This is a genomic window from Actinoallomurus spadix, from assembly GCF_024055725.1.
Classification (GTDB): Bacteria; Actinomycetota; Actinomycetes; order Streptosporangiales; family Streptosporangiaceae; genus Actinoallomurus; species Actinoallomurus spadix.
In genome coordinates this window covers 181,141-198,108 of record NZ_JAMXMX010000010.1, presented here as the reverse complement: position 1 = coordinate 198,108, position 16,968 = coordinate 181,141, and the positions used below count along the sequence as shown (strand labels likewise).

The window sequence follows — 16,968 nt, the reverse complement described above, 5'->3', positions numbered from 1 at the left end:
TCCCCTTCCGAGTTCTGACACTTGATAGGACAGACCGCACGGCACCAACGAACTCATCGGTACAGCCCCCGCTCATCGCACCGCAGGGACCTGTTACAACGCCTCCGGCGGGGGCTCTCTGGCTCGAAGATGGCCCGACACCGCGCATGCCACGAGGACAGTCCGTAGCTGAGGTGGAAGCCGGGTAGGAAACGAGTCACCGGACCGTCGTGGTCCAGCCGGTGTAAGCGCGGCCACGGCGGTCCGATTCAGAAGGCAAGCACTTACGAAATCGACACCCAGCGCCAGTATCCGTGATCCAGCCCGCCGTCGGCATAACAGTATGCGTAAGCCCAGCCAGAGTAGTTGGTGTCGCCCCAGACAGTTCCTCCGTCGTTGCACACTCCTACCGCCTCGTACCAGCGCCCGCTGCCTGTGCAATTTACCCCGTAAGTGTTCTTGTCATGCCATGTGGTACATGAAGCGGCGGCGGAGCGCGCACTAGCAGGCTTCGCGTTCGTTGCAGCAGACGCCGGCGAAGCACCGATGAGACCGACCGGCAGAATCATCGAGGCTCCCACGGCAACACCGGCCAGAGTGGTTCGGATTCGCACCTGATTCCTCCTTGAGACGGGCGCCTTATGCCACCAACTGGCACGGGCGCGGCTCGGCGGGTCGTCAATTGGGATGCTGGCGCACCATTGAATCGGCAGCAAGGAGTTCGAATCTGGTCGAATATGTCTAGGCGGCTGCCCAGGGAGTGCCCAGGAGTTGAACGAGGATCGTTCGATCCACACGGTCGGTTTCCCACCGTGCATCAACGGGCTATCAAGAGCCATGAACGGCCACTCGCGGTCGTCCCGCGTTGATCAACTGTCCGACCTTCGACGCGTATCGTTCAGGCATGGACACCACTGGATCACCGCGCGTCCTCGTCATCGGGCTTGATCCGTATCGGGTGCCCGGACCGTGGGATCCCGAGCCGGTGGTCAAGGCGTTCGAGGCGGGACTGGCCAAGTTCGCTGACCAGGGCGTGGGCGTCGAGACCTGCCTGATCGGTCTCGATGGACGGGACGATGTAAAAGCGGTCGTCGGGAATGCGCTGCGAGCCCGGCCGTGGGAGTGCGTCACCATCGGCGGTGGCCTTCGGCACTCGGACGATCAGGTCGAACTCCTCGAGCAGGTGATCAACCTGGTGCGGCGGCACGCACCCGATGCGGCCATCGCGTTCAACAGCACCCCGGCCACCACCTATGAGGCCGCCGCCCGATGGATCGATTGACGACAGTGAACTACGCGGCTTGAGTATGACCTCCGACCTGTTCGAGCCGAGGCACGAGTGGTCGACCTCGCCGACGCGTGCATCGACGCGGTGGCCGGGATTCACCGTGCCGAAGACTCGGCAGAGCTCACGGAGCACGGTGAGCGTACGGCGCAGCGCGTTGAGGACTTCGTCCAAGCAGCCGCTGTTGAGGTCCGCTGAGTCTGAGCGTGTCCGGTAGAGCCGACGACCGCGAAAAGTCCGACCAGGGGGCCGGGGTCAGCGTCCCGGGTTCTCGTCGAAGGCGCGGAATACCCGCGGGGTCGGGTCCGGCGCTCCCTCGTCTCTGAGGCGATCGGTGAGCAGGAAGCCGGGCAGTTCGAACGCCGAAGCGTGCTCACTCTCGGTCAGGAGGAACGTCCCGCGGGGGAGGTCAGGATCCCAACCGTGTGTCAGGGCGTAGTCGATGACCGTTCGCACGTCCTTCGGGGTCGGGTGGCTGCCATCGGTCGCGCAGCCCCACGGCAGGACGGCCTTCGAAACCAGATCCGCCTGGAGCACACGGCTGTTCTTCCCGGCGCCCCAAACGCGCAGGCGGGTGCATTTGTGGCAGTCGGTGCCGGTGACGTGATGGATCTGGCTCGTCCACACGAATTCTCGGCCATCCGCGTACAGCTTTCGCAACCGCTTGGTCACGCTGTTCACCTCTCCGCATTGACCGGTCGAGTTTAGAGCTGCCTGCGAACGTGCCGACCGAGCCGATATTCAGCGGAGGCGGAGGCTGCCTCTCTGGAAGCCGGCCCCACGCCGTGACAGCATCGACGGATGATCAACGCTGCCGGTACGGGAACGGCCTTGGGGCGACCCGATGACCGGGCCGCGTCCTTCCTGCGCTTCGCGACGGAACTCATCGCGTGGGTGGCCACCCCATGGGCCCTGGCCGGCTCCTCGTGGCTCGCCTGGCCTTTCTGGGCGGCGGTCCCCGTGACCCTGCCGGCCGCCGTCACCGTCGTCACCGAACGCCGACGCCGGCGGTGGCCGATCTCCGCGCATTGACGTGTCGATTGAAGCGTTCGCCCACCGGCCGACGGGGCTGAGGCGCCACACTCGGATCCGGGCCCTGCTTCCCGACGCGGCCTGCGTTGGCTGCTCCGCGTGATGCCGCCGTCATTCTCTGCCGAGACTTCTGGTCGTACTGACGACCGCAGGTCTCGGCGCTCATGGTCCTGACCAGCACTGAACGCTTTGCCGCATCAGTTGGCAATCCCTGGATGTACGGCAAACCGGACGCGAGGAGGGTCATGACATCTGATCCGGATGATGCGGAGTTGATCGCCCGGTCACTCGACGGCGATCAGGACGCCTTCGTCGAGGTCGTCCGGCGTCATGAGCGGGCGGTCGGCGCCTACCTCTCGCGACGGGTCGGCCGGGAGTCGGCCGAGGACCTGCTCGCGGAGGTATGGGTCGCGGCCTTCAAGTCCCGGGCGAACTACGACCGCGCGGTCCCTGACGCCCGCCCGTGGCTGATCGGCGTGGCGCACAACACGCTCCGGCGCCACTGGCGATCCCGTCCGGCCGAGGAGCCGGTGGCCGACATGACGGTGGTGGCGCCCGGCTGGGATCCGTGGGCCGCCGTGGACAACCGCGTCGACGGCGAGTCGGTGCTGCGGCGAGCCCTGGCACTGCTGAATCGACAGCAACGAGAGATCTTGACCCTGGTCGCCTGGGAGGACCTGACCATCGCCGACGCGGGGCGGGTCCTCGGCATGCCGTCGGGAACGGCGCGCCGCCGCCTGCACGAGGCCCGCATGGCGTTGCGGAACGCGCCCGGGATGGTCGCGTTGCTGATGGATCACAACGCGGTGAGGGAGGCCAACTGATGGTTGACGAGATGGACCTGCTGAAGCGCCTGAAGGACACCGAGCGGGTGCGGCCGGCCGCCTTTGACGAGGCGAGGGCCGTGCTGCAGGCGGCGATGGCCGTCGAAGAGATGACGGAGACCAACACGATGACGAAGGACGACAACGTGACGGAGATCAAGACCGCTTCTCACCGGCGGGCCCGGTGGAGCACGCGTCGTACGGTGGGCTTCGGAGCCGCCGGACTGGCCGCGGCCGCGGCGGTGGCGCTGGTCGTCACCTCCACCTCGACGCCGAGCCACACCACGTCGGCGAGCGGCGGTCACTCGGCGGGTGCGGTGTCGGCAGGGGGGAACCCGATCCTGGTCAGTCTGGCCGCGGACATCACGCCCCTGCAGGCCAAGCCGGGCGACGCGACGCTGGAGATCCGTAACCAGTCGCCGACCAGTGACGCGGTGGGCGATCACGGGGTCGAGCTCTTCACCGACGACGGCACCCATTACTGGGCGGTCGACAAGAAGACCCTGGTCAAGCGGGCTAAGGACCCGGCGCACGAGGATGAGGGCGAGTACAAGCGCGCCATCGCGGCGGCGCTCTCCGCCGTGAAGGGCGACGTCGGCGCCGCGCGCGCGCAGATGGCCGTCGCCAACCTCACCCCGGGCACGCACCCGATTGACGCCATGCCCGAGAAGCTCAAGGCCATCGCCACGGCGAAGGGCAAGAAGTACGTGCCTCCGAAGCCGCTGACCCCCGTGCAGGAGAAGGAACGGACCGACAATCACATCTGGTTGAACTGCACCAGCGCTTTGCTCGCGGCGCCGGAGAACCCCCAGGTCCGGGCCGGTGTACTCCGCATCGTGGCGTCGATGCCGAACGTCAAGGTCACGAAGACCACCAACGCCGGCCAGCCCACGCTCACACTGACGGACACGTGGCCGAAGTCCAACCCGGGGTACGCCTGGTCGCTCATCATCAACGCCAAGACGGGCGCTCCCATCGCCGAGGTCAGCAAAGATCCGGGCAAGTCGGCGAAGACCGACTACATCCACACCTCCCGGGTGAGGTTCGCCGACATCAAGGCCGGCAAGTTCTGACCCGCGGCCGGTGAGAACGTACGGGCCGCCCGGCCGCCGGGCGGCCCGTACACCTGTGCCGTGATCGAGAGGAATGCCGCCGCGCTACTTCTTGTGCTCGCGAAGATGTGCGCCAGCGTCCCGTGTCACGTCTGGTCGGCCGCGGACCGATTCTCCCGCCATCGCTGCACGGCCGTCTGTACGGCTTCTTCGTCTTCGCGCGCATGGGCACCGGATGCGCCGACGGCGCCGAGGATCACTTCACCGTCGGTGATCAGGACACCGCCCGCCCACGGGACGAAGTCGCCGCCGTACAGGTGCTGGATGCTGTCGACGATTCCGCCGGGCAGGTCGATCTGGCCGGAGGGTTTCAACGCGAGCAGCGCGGTACGGGCCTTGGCCACGGCGATTCGGCTGGTCATGGGCATGCCGCCATCGCCTCGCCGTAGGACGATCGGTGCTCCGGTGACGTCGACCACGGCCACGGCCAGCGGAGGGAAACCGCGCTCCGCGCCGACCTCCAGCGCAGCCTGCACCAGTCGATCCGCGTCGGCCAACGTCAACCCGGGAAGGCGCGGAGTACCAGACATGATCACGAAATTAACGGCGGAGGTCCCGGTGGTCAAAGCAGCCGCCTGCGCCTCCGGCTGCGGGGTGATCGGTCATGACGCTCAGGTGTCAGGCCGCCACATGAGCGCATCGGCTCACAGGCACATCCAGCAGTAGAGCCGGTCGTCCGCCCGGCGAGCGCGACGGGCCAGGGCCACGAAGTCCTCGATGATGCCGAGAGCGAACGTCGCGTCCATGTGACCGTCGAACTCCTCGATCCGAGCCCACCGATCGGCGATCCACGGCAGGGCGTAATCGTCGGCCTCGGCGAACGCGTCACGGATTCGGTCGTCGAGTTCTTCCAGCCAGGGGCCGGTGTTCCACGGGGAGTCCTCGGGCAGCCGGTTCATCTCTTCGAGCGACCTCGGCTTCGTCTCCTCCGGTGGCCACACGCCGGCGGTCCTCACCAGATCGACGCTCGAGGGCACGGCGAGGATCAGGCCGACCAGCCGGCCGAGGATGACGAAAGGATCGATGCCTTTCGCGTCGAGCGCATCGACGCCCGTACCGATCGTCGCCGGGCCGGCCGGCACGCCATTCCCTCGATCAAGTAGCCGAAGCGCCGTCTCCCCGTCCGGTGCCCGGAAGTAGTCGAACAGCACACCCACGCGATCCGCTCCCATCGCCGCGGGGATCACCGTCGCGCGAATCGTACCGGTGGCAGGCCGCCACCCGCTCGCGTGGCTGTGGCGGTCCCCACGAGCGCAACGGCGAACGAACTACGCGGATGCTCGGCGTCGGCTTCGGCCTTCGTAGGCCAAGGTCCGGTAACCGCTTCGTACCTGGGCCTTCATGCCGTGGCTGGAGACACCGGAGGCGGTCAGCTCTTGGCGGCGACCGTGCCGACGTGGCCGCCCTTCTTGACGCTGGCCCAGGACTTGGCCAGAGACGCGGTGTGGTACGTGTTGTCGGCCGGGTCCCACCAGAGGATCTTCGGGCTGGAGCCCGTCGTGTAGCCGCGGACGACCATCACGTGCCCGGCCTTGTCGTTGTACTGGCTGCCCCACGGCTTGTAGCCGACGAGGACCCGGTACATGATGACGACCTTCTTGGTACCGACCGCGGACTCGACGCTGCCGTAGAACGCGTTCTGCGGCCCGGGGCTCACCGTGACCACGTCGTAGCTCCCCGAGCCGTAGGTCGGCAGGGCCTTGCGCAGGCCGATACGGATTCCGTTGGTGGACGTGCCGTTCGGGGGCTTGGTGCCCATCCAGCCGGCGAGTTTGCTCTGGCTGGGCAGTCCTTTGCTGATGAGGCGGGAGAGCAGGGCGCGTCCGGCGGCGGGTGCGCACCAGTAGTACTTCTGCTGCTCCTGGACCTTGATGGAGACGGACTTGGTCGCTGCGACACCGACCTGGGCCGGGGCGGCGACCGAGGCGGCCGGGGCCGTGCGGGTCGGGGCGATGGGCGCGGCGTGGGCGGGCGCTGCCGCGAGCAGCGGCACGGTGAGGGCGGCTGCACCGGCGAGCGCTGCGATTCGGGGGGAACTGGCCATAGTCGGGGAGTATGTCGGCCTGGTGTCGGACGGCGTCGGGGCCCGTGGGACCAATTCGGAGGAGGTCCATTGGGGCCGGGGACCGATGCGGGCGGGTCGGTGCAGACCGCACGCCATATGCCGGCCGGGTACGGCGGTCGGTCGCCGTCAGAGCGGGTATGCGTCGGTCAGTTCGTACAGTTCACCGGGGAGGGCCAGGTCGACCACCAGAACAGGGCGCCCCTGTGTGTCGGTGACCGTCGCGAGGACGCCCAGGACCGGCATGTTCCTCGCGAGGCCCAGCGTCTTGACCTCCGCGCTGGTCGGCCGCCGGGCGGTGAGGTGCGCGGCGACGCGGCCGAACCGCCGCCCGGTGGCCGATTCGATGAGCTCCCGGACGCTCGTCGTGACGGGAGTCTGGGTGTCCAGTCCGGTGGCGCGGGCGATTTCGGGGTCCAGCCACAGGCTGACGAACTCGGCGGGGACGCCGTCCTGGAGGGCCACGCGTTGCCGGAGGACCAGGGGCGCGCCTTCGGCGACGTCGAGCAACCGCGCGACGCCGGTACGGGCGGGGCGTTGTTCGACGTACGTCACCTGGCCTGGGTCGTCGGCCTCGGCGCGGTCCAGCAGTGTACGGATCGGCCGGGTCCGCTCCGGTTCGTCCATCCGCGTGTCCTCCTGCTCTGGCATGACGACCACCCAACCACCTCAGGCGGTCGCCGCGGGTTCGAGGTGGGCGGATCGGATTCCCAGGGGGCGCTGCGCCCGGCGGACGGCGAGGGGAGCCGCCAGGCCGGTGAGGGTGAACAGCGCTCCCACGACGTACCAGCCGGGGCGGCCCCAGGCGACGCAGAGTGAGATGAGCAGGCTCGGGCCGAGGGCCTCGGCGAGCCCGGCTCCGAGGCCGAAGACGCCCAGGTACTGCCCGGTGGCGTGGTCGGGGGCCAGGGCGAAGGACACCTCGAAGCCGGCGGCGGAGTGCCACAGCTCGCCCACCGTGTGGATCACGACGGCGGCGATGAGCAGTGTCACCGCCGTCCACGGCGGGACCCCGGCGGCGAGGGAGATCAGGACGCAGGACAGGAGGAAGGCCCCCCCGGAACGGCGGTAGGCGCTCCCTCCGGCGGCCGGGGAGTCGACGCGGCGGCCCGCTCTCACCTGGAACGCGATGACGATGACGGTGTTGGTCAGCATCGTGCCGGAGATCAGCCAGCGCGGTGCGGTCGTGGCCTGGACCAGCCAGAGCGGGATGGCCACGGTGAGCACCTTGAACTGGATGGCCATGATGCCGTCGAGAGCGGTGACCAGCAGGTAGGGCCGGTCCCGCAGGGCGATCCAGCGAGGGCCGCCGGTGGCGGGCCGGGGCGTGACCGGCGGAAGGAGCGCGAGGAGCGCCGCGGAGGCCACGAAGGAGATCGCGTTGCCGGCGACGAGAAGCCCGTACGCGGTGGGGGTGCCCGTCTGGACGGCCCAGCCCGCGAGCAGGGCACCGAGGGAGACGCCGATGTTGGTCACGGCGCGGAGGTGGGCGCGGAACTGCTGGGGCCGGTCCCCTCCGTGACATCTGATGATCGGACTGCGGGCGGCCTGGCCGGCCGCGTGCGCCCCGGTCGCCGCGCACACCGCGAGCACGAACGGCCAGAAGCCGTCCGCCAGGAGGAAACCGGCCGTCGCCAGACCCCGGACGACGAGTGTGGCCGCGTAGACGCCGCGTGCTCCGTGGCGGTCGGCGAGGTGGCCGACGACGACGCCCGCGACGAGCGAGACGAGCCCGGCGACACCGAGCCCGAGGCCCACCTGGGCCGCCGGGAGGTGAGCCGCCTCGGTGAAGTACAGCACCCCGGCGGTCAGGTAGACGCCGCTGCCGATGGTGTTGACGAGGTTCGAGGCGGCGATGACGCGCTGCGGTCCGGTCTCTGGCAGCAGGTGGGGCATGGCGTGGCTCCGCCTTTCGAGCGGCCGGTACGAACCCGTCCAGCTTGTTGCAAGTATCTCGCAATAGCAATACCCATGCGACAACGGCCTCAAGTCGCCGTACGCCGCTCCGGGCGGCCCGCCCTGGCCCGAGACCGCTACCGTGCGGATCATGAACGACGACGACGGAGCCGAGGGCGGGAAGACGGGCGCGGCGGGCGCGGCGATTCCGCCCGGCCGGGGGGCGGACGGGGCCGACAGAGTGACCCTCCGGCCGCTCGCCCCAGGTGACCAGGACGAATTCCTCGAACTGGTGGCCGCGAGCAGGGAACTGCACCACCCATGGGTCAGGCTGCCCGCGACCCCGCAGGAGTTCGAGGCCTACGTCGACCGGTACGCACGGCCCGACGAGGAGTCACTGCTGATCTGCCTGCGCGGCACCGGGGCCATCGCCGGCATCGTCAACATCAACAGCATCATCCGGGGCCGCTTCCAGAACGGCTCACTGGCCTACGCCGCCTTCGCCCCGACCGCCGGGCAGGGGTACCTGACCGCAGGCCTGCGCCTGGTCGTGCGGCACGCCTTCACGGAGTTGCGGCTGCATCGGCTGGAGGCCCAGATCCAGCCCGGCAACCACGCCTCCATCGCCCTGGTCCGGCGGGCTGGCTTCCGCCACGAGGGTTGCTCGCCCGAGCTCCTGTTCATCGATGGCGCCTGGCGAGACCACGAACGCTGGGCCATCACCAGCGCCATGGTCGACGACGTCTCCCCGGAACCCCACCCCACCCTGCCCGAACGCTGATCGACCGGCCCGCCGCGCAGGTCAGCGGCGCGCGGACGGGACGGCGACGGGTTCGCCGTCGCCGGCGAGGATCACCGTGACGCCGCGGGCCTCGGCGGCTCGGCGGAAGCGCCGTTCGATGTCAGGCTGTTCGACGTAGGCCGGCGGGTTGTTGAAGAGCCCGTAGTGCACGGCGCAGACGGTGGCCGCGCCGAGCACGGCGGCGGCCTCGACCGCCTGCTCCGGCGTCATGGTGACGGGTACGTTCGCCTCGTAGCCCTCGAAGCGGGCGATCCCCCCGTTGACGGGGACGAACGCCACGTCGAACGGGCCGTGCTCGCGGGCGATCCGCCACCAGTCGCCGTGCCACATGGTGTCGCCGCAATGGATGATCCGCCGGCCGGCGCCCTCCACGACCCAGGCGACCTGGTCGGAGCCGTCACCGCGCCAGTCCAGCGAGGGGACGGGGGCGACCGTCAACGGGCCGATGCGGCTGCCGACGCCCCGATGATCAGGAGCCGGGAGCCACGGTCGGGCAATAAACGGCCAGCTCGCACCCTCCCGGCTCGCGGAAGTGGAAGCGCCGGCCGCCCGGGAAGCCGAACGGCTCGACGGTGACGACTCCGCCCGCGGCCTCGACGGCCCGCCGCGCGGCGTCGAGGTCGTCGGTGCGGATGGTCACCAGGGGCGCACCCGGCCGTTCGGCCGGATCCGCCTGGAAGCCCAGCGCGACACCGCCGCCCTGCACGTCGACGTAGTCGGGGCCGTACGCGGTGGTGCGCCAGCCGAACGCGTCCTCGAAGAACCGGCCGGAAGCGGGGGCGGAGTCGGAGGGGAACTCGACGAAGTCGATCGTGTACATGCGCGGAACCGTACGCCTCGCCCCCGACGTTCCGTGCGCCACGGCGGCCGGTCGCGCAGGGGCGCCCACGGCCCGGCGACGCCCAGAACGGCAGGTCAGGGAACCAAGGAGCCGGTTAAATGAGGCGACAGCCCCCCAATCCGGGCACTACGGTACGGCGCATGAAACCGATCGGGGAGAACGAGATCCGGGCGTCCTTCATCAACTGCTCCAAGGGCGAGGCGCGCAAGCTGCACCTGCCTCGGGGCCTGGCCGACCTGCCCTGGGACGACCTGGACTTCCTCGGCTGGCGAGATCCGGGAGCGCCGGACCGCGGCTATCTGGTCGCGGAGCGCGGCGACGGGCTGATCGGGGTCTCGCTGCGCGTCTCGGCCGAGGTCCGCAGGAGCATGGTCAAGACGACGGTCTGTTCGGTCTGCCTGACCTCCCACGCGGGGTCGGGGGTCTCCCTCTTCGTCGCGCGGCGCGCGGGCGCCGCCGGGCGCGACGGCAACACGGTGGGCACGTACATCTGCGGCGACCTGGCCTGTCCGCTGTACGTACGCGGCAAGAAGAAGAATCCCCTGGCCACCCGGTACACCGAGTCGCTCACCCTCGAGGAGCAGGTGGACCGGATGCGGGGCAACCTGAACACCTTCCTGGACCAGGTCGCCGAGGAACGGCTGTCCGCTTAAGTCGCAGGAAATTCTTTTCAGGAAGCGTGCAACCTCGGCTCCCCTCCATGCGTATTGGCGGGCGGAAGTACCTGCTCGCCGAGAGCCCCCCAAAGGAGTGGACACCTGTGCGCTTGAAGCGTCTTTCCGCCGTCACGGCCATCGCCGGTGCGCTGGCCGCGCCCCTCGCCCTGGCCGGTACGGCCTCGGCCACCACCGGGACCGGGTCGGCCTACGGCCTGGCCGCCGGTGGCCTGGTCGCCATCCCCGCCACCCCGGCCGTCGCCGGCACCGCCGACAAGAGCCTGCTGCACCTGCCGGCCAACCCCCTCATCGACGTTAAGGTCCTGCACGTCACCACCAAACCCGCCTTCGCCCGGGCCAGCGTCACCGACCTGCGCGTCGCCAAGGCCGCCCTCACCGCCCACCTGGTCACCGCCACCTGCGACAACGGGACGGCCAGATCCCACCTGGCCAAGGCGAGCCTCGCCGGGCACCGCCTCGCCGCCGACGCCGCGCCCAACAGCGCCCTCAGCATCCCCGTCCAGGGACTCGGCACCGCGTCCGTCGTCCTCAACAAACAGACCCGCAACGCCGACGGCTCCCTTACCGTCACCGCCATCCAGGTCACCCTCCCCCTCGGAGCCGGCCGGACCCAGACCCTCAGCGTCTCCTCCGCCACCTGCTCCGCCACCGGCGAGAAGCCGCCCACCCAGCCGCCCGGCGGCCCGAAGCCGACGCCCACCCCGACCGCGACCGGCAGCCCCATCTCCGCGCCGCCCGGCCAGGCGCCCAAGCCCACCCCCGTCACCGGCGACCTGCCCGTCACCGGCTGACCCTGCCGTACGGAGCCCTCGTGAGGAGACCAGTGCACGGGCCTCCTCACGAGAGCGCTCCACGGGCCGCTGCGCGAAGACCTTTGAAGTAGTTCAAAGGTCGGTTACTCTAGAGAGGTGAGTACCACCAAGGTTCCCTTCTCACAGCTCATTCAGCAGCCTGGCAAGACGGTCGCCAAGCTGGACGAGGCGCAGCAACTGCGACTCGTGCGCCGTGACGGAGAAGATCTCGTTCTGGAGACGGCCGACCGTGCGGAGGCTGCCGCTGCGGCCATGAGCGTGACGACCCGTCTGTTCGTCTCACTGGTGAAACAGGACGAGGGGGCGCGGGCTCTGCTCATGGTGCTGCCGGAGGCGTTCCCCTGGGTGAAGTTCCTGCCGACCGAAGACGTGCGGGCGTTCCTGGTCGAGCTGGTGGAAACGGCGAACGCCTGTGCGGAACTGGACACGCTCGCTCCGCTGGAGACCGTGGTCGAGGCGTGGCGGAGCACTGCCAGGATTCACGCGGACCCGGAGTTGCGTGCCAGGCTCACCGAGCCTCTGGACGGCACCGACTACGGTCCTGTCTCGGTCCTTTGAGGTTCGATGAGCCCGAAGCGTAAGGACCCGGTTGCTCCTCCGCCGATCGGCCGGGAATGGGACGTTCGGTTCGGCACGAGCGAAGCGGCGAAGGGCTGGCCCGAGCTCGCGAAGCAAGCGCCGAAGAACACCCGTGAAGCCTTTGAGCTCATGCGGTCGAATCCGCGGCCGGTCGAAGACCATCGACACAAGCGTCTTCGCGGTGAGCTCGCCACCCACCAGTTCGAAGGTCGCCCGCTCGAGCAGTGGCAGATCGAGGTCACCGGCGGTGGGCGCATCTTCTACCTGGTCGATGACGAGAAGCGGACCGTATGGGTGATCACCGCCTCCTGCGGGCATCCGAAGAAGACCGAGTGAGGCTGGACGCTAGAGCCTGTCTCAAAGCCCCGCTGTCCTACTACGCGGTGTCCAGGCAGCGCCTCGCCGCGTTGTCGTCGGTCGGCAGCCAAAACCAGGCTGCCTCCCTCCTCCGCCTTGCGACGCACCATCTGGACACCGCTCGCTAGCCGGGGACTTCGAGACAGGCCCTAGCAGGCACTCCTTCAGGTACTCGCGTCACCGGGACCCGGCCGCGCGGCGAGGAGGTCGGCGCGCAGCCGGGCCGCGGCCTCGGCGGGGTCCTTCTGGTCGAGCGCGGTGAACGCGGCGGTCGCCCGGTCGACCGAGGCGATCGCCGCGTCGAACCGCTCCAGGGCCCCGAGGATCCGCGCCTCGTCGAAGTCGGTGAGGGCCGTCTCCCAGGTCAGGGCGGCGGGTTCGTCGGCGGGCAGGTGCGCGAGCGCGGCCCGCGCGGATCCCATGACGGCCAGGCCGTCCTCGGCGCTGCCGCTCCACATCACGCACAGCGCCTGGCGGCGCAGCGACTGAACGGTGCCGTACGGGTCGCCGGCCGCGGTCGACGCCTCGGCGGCCGCGGCGAAGCGTTCGGCGGCGGTCGCGTCCTTGTCGAGCCGGCTCAGCAGGTCGCCCGCTTCGGCGAGAAGGCGCGCGGCGACGGCCGGCTGATCGGCGCGTTCGTCTTCGGCGAGGCGGGTGAACGTCTCCGCGGCGGCGTCGACCTCGCCGAGGTCGCGCTGGGCGTTGCCGAGCAGGTACCGGGTGCGGCGCGCGGCGTCGGTGTCGCCGTGCGCCTCGAACAGCGGCAGCGCCTCCTCGGCGGTTTCGGCCGCTTCGAGGTACCGGCCGGTCTCCAGGTAGGCGACGCACAGGTCCTGGCGCGCGTACGCGGCCTGGTGGTGGGAGCCCTCGGCGGTGAGCCCCGCGACGGCCTCGATCAGGTCCTCGGCGGCCCGGCCGGCGTCGCCGCGGGCCAGGAGGTGTCCGCCCCGGACGGCGTACGCGGCGGCGCGGAGCCCGGCCATGTCGGCGGGGGCGTTCGTGATGGCCTCGGTGAGCAGCGCGTCCGCCTCGGCGGCCTCGTCCTCCGCCTCGCTCGCGGCCAGCCGCCGGCCGAGCAGGAAGGCGGCCTCGGCCAGGACCACGCGCTGACCGCTCGCGCGGAAACCCTCGACCGCCCGCCGGAGCACCGGCGTGAGCTCCGCCTCACGGCCCGCCGCCCCCAGGATCCGGGCGCGGATCATCTCCTGGTCGGCGAGATCGCCGGGCTCCGTGGGCGCGGGCGCGCCGTCGAGCAGGGCGAGCGCCTCGTCGGTACGGCCCGCCTCGCCGTACGCGGCGGCCAGCCGTCCCCGGGCCGCGACCACACGCCCGGGTTCCGCGTCGTGGGCGGCGAGCCAGGCGAAGGCCGACTCGAGCAGCGGCAGTCCGGTCTCGGCCTGCCCGGTCTCGCAGAGCACCGCGGCGTACCGGCTGGTCGCCGACCGGGCGCTCTCCTCGTCGCCGCCCTGCGCGTACAGCTCGGCGGACCGCCGCCACAGCTCGATCGCGCCCTCCGAATCTCCGGTGAGGAGGCGTTCGAGGCCCTCCCCGTCGGCGCGCCGTCCCCGCTGCACGGCGGAGAGCTCGCCCGCGACCGCGTCGACGCGCCGCCAGGCGGCCAGCGCCGCGGGGAACTCGCGCCGCCTCCAGTGCTCCTCGGCGAGGTCGAACAGCCGGTCGACGTCCTCGACGCCCTCGAGATCCTCCTGGGGAGCCGGTGCCGGGGACGGCGCCGGGGCGCGGCGCGCGTACGGGGTCAGCGGCAGGTGGTCGACGAGCGGCTCGGCGTCGAGGAGTTCCCGGACGAGCCGGCCCTGTTCCGGCGTGCCGTTGCGGGCATCGAACCGGGCGGCGAGGTCCAGGGCGTGCCGGGTGAGGTCCGCGCGCAGGCCGGCGGCCGGCACGTCGGCGGCGGGCCGGTCCCCGTGCGCGGGCCGCCGTACGGTGACGTCACCGTGACCGATCTCGGCGAGCCGCCGCAGCAGGAGCGCGCCCGCCGCGGCGAACCGCATGCCGTCGTACGGCGTCGGGGCACGGTCGAGCCAGCCGAGGTGGCGTTCCAGCAGCTCCAGGCCGCGCGCCTCGTTCCCGGTCCGGGCGCAGAACTCCAGGTGCACGGCGACGGCCCACAGTTCGGCCAGCTGGTCCCGCACGGCCCGGTAGGCGCGCCGGTGCGCGTCGACGGCGGCGTCGAGGCGGCCCGTACGGAGATAGATCGGCAGGAGCTCGGTGAGGATCGTCTGGGGCTGTTCGGAGCAGGTGAACTCACCGCGCAGCAGCGGCTCGGCGAGGGGCGATCGCGTCCTCGTCCCGGCCGCGCGCGGCCAGGTACACGACCTTGTGGCTCGGGTCACAGCCCACACAGTCCGACAGGTGGGTCCGCGGGGCGGCGTGCCACCGGGTGTACCACTCATCGGCCGCCTCCGCGCCGTGGACGTGCCGGGTGACGACCGTCCGGCACATGTACACCGGCTGCAGACCCTCACCGGCGAGCCGGTAGCGGCGCTCCATGTCGTCCAGGACCGCCAGCGTGCGGTCGAGCGGGATCTCGGGGAACCGCGTCAGCCCGGTGACGGTCCCCTTGAAACCCCAGAACAGGAGGTACTCCTCACCGAGCTCGGGGTTCCGGTCGTAGTCGCTCAGGCAGCGCGCGAACGTCGCGAACGCCTTGGCGCGCTCGCCGCTCTGCTCGTACTCCTGCCGCAGGGAGTGGCGGACGCGGTAGGCGAGGCGCTCGTCGGCGTCGGCCTCGGCCAGGCGCAGTGCCTCCTCGACCATGATCGTACGAGCCTGGCCGTACGGCAGTTCGCCCGCGCGGCCCATCAGGTCGTACACCTGTTCCACGCTCATTCGTCGTCCTCCGGGGCGGGGTCGTGGACGGCCCAGTCGAGCAGGCCGAGGAAGGATCGGTTGAGCACGGCGGTGTCGGCGGCCCGCAGGGGGTGGTGGCCGAGCAGGAGCGCCTGGCCGTACAGGGCCTGCACCGCGAGCTCGATCAGCCCGGTCTCCTTCAGCGCCGCGATGCGCCGGGCGAGCGGGTTGCGGTGGTTGAGGACGAGCTGCGGGCGGTCGCTCACGGCCGCCATGCCCTCCAGCGCGCCGAGCACGTCCGACCACAGCGCGTCGGCGGACTCCCGCGTCTCGCGCAGCTCGGCCTGGTGCCGGGCGGCCCGGCTCGTCAGGTACAGCGCGGGCAGCGACGCCGGGTCGAAGTCACGGACGACGACCTCGCAGCCGAGCGGGTCGACGGCCCGCTGCGCGACGCTCAGGAAGGGCCGCAGCGCCAGCTCGGTCTCCGGGTCCAGCACGCCGAAGTGAGAGGTCAGCTCGGAGGCGTCCAGCGGCCGCAGCACCGCGTCGGGGTCGATGGCCGGGAGCCGCTCGATGATGCCGGCGTCGTACACGTAACCGCCGTTGACCAGCGCGACGCCCTGCGCGCCGGAGACGGCCGCCAGGCGCCGGAACTCGTCGACGTCCGCGGTGTAGCGCCCGTCCCGGTGCCGGGTGCGGAACTCCGCCAGGGTCATCGGGCCGTCGGACGTCTCGAACTCCAGCCATCGGTCGACGATCCGCAGCATGTCGTCGTCGTTCAGCGCCATCGCCTTGACGCCGAGGTGGTGCAGGCGCAGGAAGGCGCGCAGCTTCGCCGGGTCGGTCTCCGACAGCCGCACCAGCCACTGCCGTACCTGCCGGCCCAGTGCCTCGCGGGTGGCGTCGAGCAGCTCGTCCTCGTACAGTGCCTCGCGCCCCGCCGTCGGGCGCAGCTCCCCGGCGTCCACCACGCAGCGGACGAAGAACGCCCAGTCGGGCAGCAGCCCCTCCACGCCCTCGGCCAGCAGCATCCGCTTCAGGTACACGCGGTGCGCGCCCCGCGCGGACGGGGTCACCGGCTGCGGGAGGACGAACGCCACCCCGGTCAGCCCCGCCTCGGGAACCTCCAGGTCGATGACGTCGAACGGCGTGAACCCGAACAGCCGCCGGGAGTACTCCTCCAGCGTCGCGCGGCGGCGGCCCGGATCGGGGTACGCCGCCCGCCACGGCGGACCGCCCGCGGTGATCCGCCGCCCGTCGACCGTCAGCTCGACGGGCAGCAGCTCGCCGTACGTCGCGGCGAGCTCGGTGACGGTCGCGGGGGTGAGCCAGTCGCTCGCGCCGTGCCGGGGCCGCAGGCTCACGGTGGTCCCCGGCTCCTCGCGCGTGCCGGGTTCGACGCGGTAGCGGCCGTCGGCGAAGCCGGTCCACCGTACGGCGTCGCCGCCGCGGGCGGACCGCGTGACCACGGTGATCTCGTCCGCGACCAGGAACGCCGACAGCAGGCCGATGCCGAACTGACCGAGGAAGTCGTGCCGGGCCAGGCCGAGCTCGTCGCGCTTGGACGACCGGCCGATGGTCGCCAGCAGCTCGTGGACCTCCGCCTCGGTCAGGCCGATCCCGTCATCGTGCACGCGGAGCTCGGCCCCGGTCTCGACCCGGATCCGCCCCGGCCCGTCACCGCGCGCGGTGATCGCGTCGACCCCGTTCTGCAGCAGCTCCCGCAGGTACACGCGGGGACTGGAGTACAGGTGCCTGCTCAGCAGGTCGACGACCCCGCGTAGATCGACTTGGAACGCCTGGTCCACCCCGGTGGCCTCTCCTCGGTCGGCATTGCTGCCGATCACCCTAACGGCGGCCTACCGGACACGCTTTCCAATATCGTGAGATGAGGAGTAT

Annotated in this window: 20 protein-coding genes; 9 read left to right on the top strand and 11 right to left on the bottom strand. The window is 70.8% G+C overall.

Annotated elements, in window-relative coordinates; translation table 11 throughout:
- Nucleotides 1–844: 844 nt before the first annotated feature.
- Entirely contained in the window at nucleotides 845–1,261 is a 417-nt protein-coding gene (locus tag NE235_RS17500) for a hypothetical protein (protein WP_252804109.1), read from the top strand.
- 258 nt (nucleotides 1,262–1,519) lie between these two features.
- Here NE235_RS17500 and NE235_RS17495 read toward each other — a convergent pair whose 3' ends face one another.
- Nucleotides 1,520–1,936: a hypothetical protein gene (locus tag NE235_RS17495; RefSeq protein ID WP_252804107.1), complete on the bottom strand. Its 417-nt coding sequence runs from the start codon at nucleotides 1,934–1,936 to the stop codon at nucleotides 1,520–1,522.
- 159 nt (nucleotides 1,937–2,095) lie between these two features.
- On the opposite strand from NE235_RS17495, the gene NE235_RS17490 reads away from it, so the two are divergent.
- From NE235_RS17490 to NE235_RS17480, 3 genes are all read left to right on the top strand, one after another.
- Entirely contained in the window at nucleotides 2,096–2,296 is a 201-nt protein-coding gene (locus NE235_RS17490; protein WP_252804105.1) for a hypothetical protein, read from the top strand.
- A 245-nt stretch (nucleotides 2,297–2,541) separates the two neighbouring features.
- Nucleotides 2,542–3,120, top strand: coding sequence for an RNA polymerase sigma factor (locus tag NE235_RS17485; protein ID WP_252804103.1), 579 nt, complete (start codon nucleotides 2,542–2,544; stop codon nucleotides 3,118–3,120).
- Entirely contained in the window at nucleotides 3,120–4,193 is a 1,074-nt protein-coding gene (locus NE235_RS17480; protein ID WP_252804101.1) for a hypothetical protein, read from the top strand. The genes NE235_RS17485 and NE235_RS17480 overlap by 1 nt, the downstream gene beginning before the upstream one ends.
- Nucleotides 4,194–4,318: 125 nt before the next feature.
- Here NE235_RS17480 and NE235_RS17475 read toward each other — a convergent pair whose 3' ends face one another.
- From NE235_RS17475 to NE235_RS17455, 5 genes are all read right to left on the bottom strand, one after another.
- Nucleotides 4,319–4,798 carry a GlcG/HbpS family heme-binding protein gene (locus NE235_RS17475; protein WP_252804099.1) on the bottom strand — a complete coding sequence of 160 codons (480 nt, stop codon included), beginning with the start codon at nucleotides 4,796–4,798 and terminating at the stop codon, nucleotides 4,319–4,321.
- Between the two features lie 78 nt (nucleotides 4,799–4,876).
- Nucleotides 4,877–5,404 (bottom strand): hypothetical protein, encoded by a 528-nt coding sequence (locus tag NE235_RS17470; protein ID WP_252804097.1) that lies wholly within the window; start codon nucleotides 5,402–5,404, stop codon nucleotides 4,877–4,879.
- 197 nt (nucleotides 5,405–5,601) lie between these two features.
- Nucleotides 5,602–6,276 (bottom strand): C39 family peptidase, encoded by a 675-nt coding sequence (locus tag NE235_RS17465; protein ID WP_252804094.1) that lies wholly within the window; start codon nucleotides 6,274–6,276, stop codon nucleotides 5,602–5,604.
- Nucleotides 6,277–6,423: 147 nt separating this feature from the next.
- Complete coding sequence (locus NE235_RS17460; RefSeq protein ID WP_252804306.1) at nucleotides 6,424–6,945, bottom strand: UTRA domain-containing protein; 522 nt, start codon at nucleotides 6,943–6,945, stop codon at nucleotides 6,424–6,426.
- Nucleotides 6,946–6,963: 18 nt separating this feature from the next.
- The gene (locus tag NE235_RS17455; RefSeq protein WP_252804092.1) at nucleotides 6,964–8,190 is read right to left on the bottom strand and encodes an MFS transporter; all 1,227 of its coding nucleotides are present in this window, start codon (nucleotides 8,188–8,190) and stop codon (nucleotides 6,964–6,966) included.
- Nucleotides 8,191–8,341: 151 nt separating this feature from the next.
- Between NE235_RS17455 and NE235_RS17450 the strand changes: the two genes are divergently transcribed.
- A complete protein-coding gene (locus NE235_RS17450; protein WP_252804091.1) occupies nucleotides 8,342–8,971 on the top strand; it encodes a GNAT family N-acetyltransferase in 630 nt (209 codons plus the stop codon).
- A gap of 21 nt (nucleotides 8,972–8,992) precedes the next feature.
- Here NE235_RS17450 and NE235_RS17445 read toward each other — a convergent pair whose 3' ends face one another.
- Both NE235_RS17445 and NE235_RS17440 read right to left on the bottom strand, forming a co-directional pair.
- A complete protein-coding gene (locus NE235_RS17445) occupies nucleotides 8,993–9,430 on the bottom strand; it encodes an MBL fold metallo-hydrolase (protein ID WP_252804090.1) in 438 nt (145 codons plus the stop codon).
- A 31-nt stretch (nucleotides 9,431–9,461) separates the two neighbouring features.
- Nucleotides 9,462–9,812, bottom strand: coding sequence for a VOC family protein (locus tag NE235_RS17440; protein WP_252804089.1), 351 nt, complete (start codon nucleotides 9,810–9,812; stop codon nucleotides 9,462–9,464).
- A gap of 161 nt (nucleotides 9,813–9,973) precedes the next feature.
- Here NE235_RS17440 and NE235_RS17435 point away from each other — a divergent pair, with 161 nt between their 5' ends.
- The 4 genes from NE235_RS17435 to NE235_RS17420 all read left to right on the top strand — a co-directional run bounded on the left by NE235_RS17435 (nucleotide 9,974) and on the right by NE235_RS17420 (nucleotide 12,237).
- The gene (locus NE235_RS17435; RefSeq protein WP_252804087.1) at nucleotides 9,974–10,486 is read left to right on the top strand and encodes an FBP domain-containing protein; all 513 of its coding nucleotides are present in this window, start codon (nucleotides 9,974–9,976) and stop codon (nucleotides 10,484–10,486) included.
- Nucleotides 10,487–10,593: 107 nt separating this feature from the next.
- Complete coding sequence (locus NE235_RS17430; RefSeq protein ID WP_252804085.1) at nucleotides 10,594–11,301, top strand: choice-of-anchor P family protein; 708 nt, start codon at nucleotides 10,594–10,596, stop codon at nucleotides 11,299–11,301.
- Nucleotides 11,302–11,418: 117 nt separating this feature from the next.
- A complete protein-coding gene (locus NE235_RS17425; protein WP_252804083.1) occupies nucleotides 11,419–11,880 on the top strand; it encodes a hypothetical protein in 462 nt (153 codons plus the stop codon).
- Nucleotides 11,881–11,886: 6 nt separating this feature from the next.
- Nucleotides 11,887–12,237, top strand: coding sequence for a type II toxin-antitoxin system RelE family toxin (locus NE235_RS17420; protein ID WP_252804081.1), 351 nt, complete (start codon nucleotides 11,887–11,889; stop codon nucleotides 12,235–12,237).
- Between the two features lie 185 nt (nucleotides 12,238–12,422).
- On the opposite strand, the gene NE235_RS17415 is transcribed toward NE235_RS17420, so the two are convergent.
- The 3 genes from NE235_RS17415 to NE235_RS17405 are packed head-to-tail and all read right to left on the bottom strand — an operon-like array spanning nucleotide 12,423 to nucleotide 16,877.
- Nucleotides 12,423–14,612 carry a hypothetical protein gene (locus NE235_RS17415; RefSeq protein WP_252804079.1) on the bottom strand — a complete coding sequence of 730 codons (2,190 nt, stop codon included), beginning with the start codon at nucleotides 14,610–14,612 and terminating at the stop codon, nucleotides 12,423–12,425.
- The gene (locus NE235_RS17410; protein ID WP_252804077.1) at nucleotides 14,524–15,108 is read right to left on the bottom strand and encodes a hypothetical protein; all 585 of its coding nucleotides are present in this window, start codon (nucleotides 15,106–15,108) and stop codon (nucleotides 14,524–14,526) included. Before NE235_RS17410 ends, NE235_RS17415 begins: the two co-directional genes overlap by 89 nt.
- Nucleotides 15,105–16,877 carry an HSP90 family protein gene (locus NE235_RS17405; RefSeq protein ID WP_252804075.1) on the bottom strand — a complete coding sequence of 591 codons (1,773 nt, stop codon included), beginning with the start codon at nucleotides 16,875–16,877 and terminating at the stop codon, nucleotides 15,105–15,107. The genes NE235_RS17410 and NE235_RS17405 overlap by 4 nt, the downstream gene beginning before the upstream one ends.
- Nucleotides 16,878–16,968 lie beyond the last annotated feature (91 nt).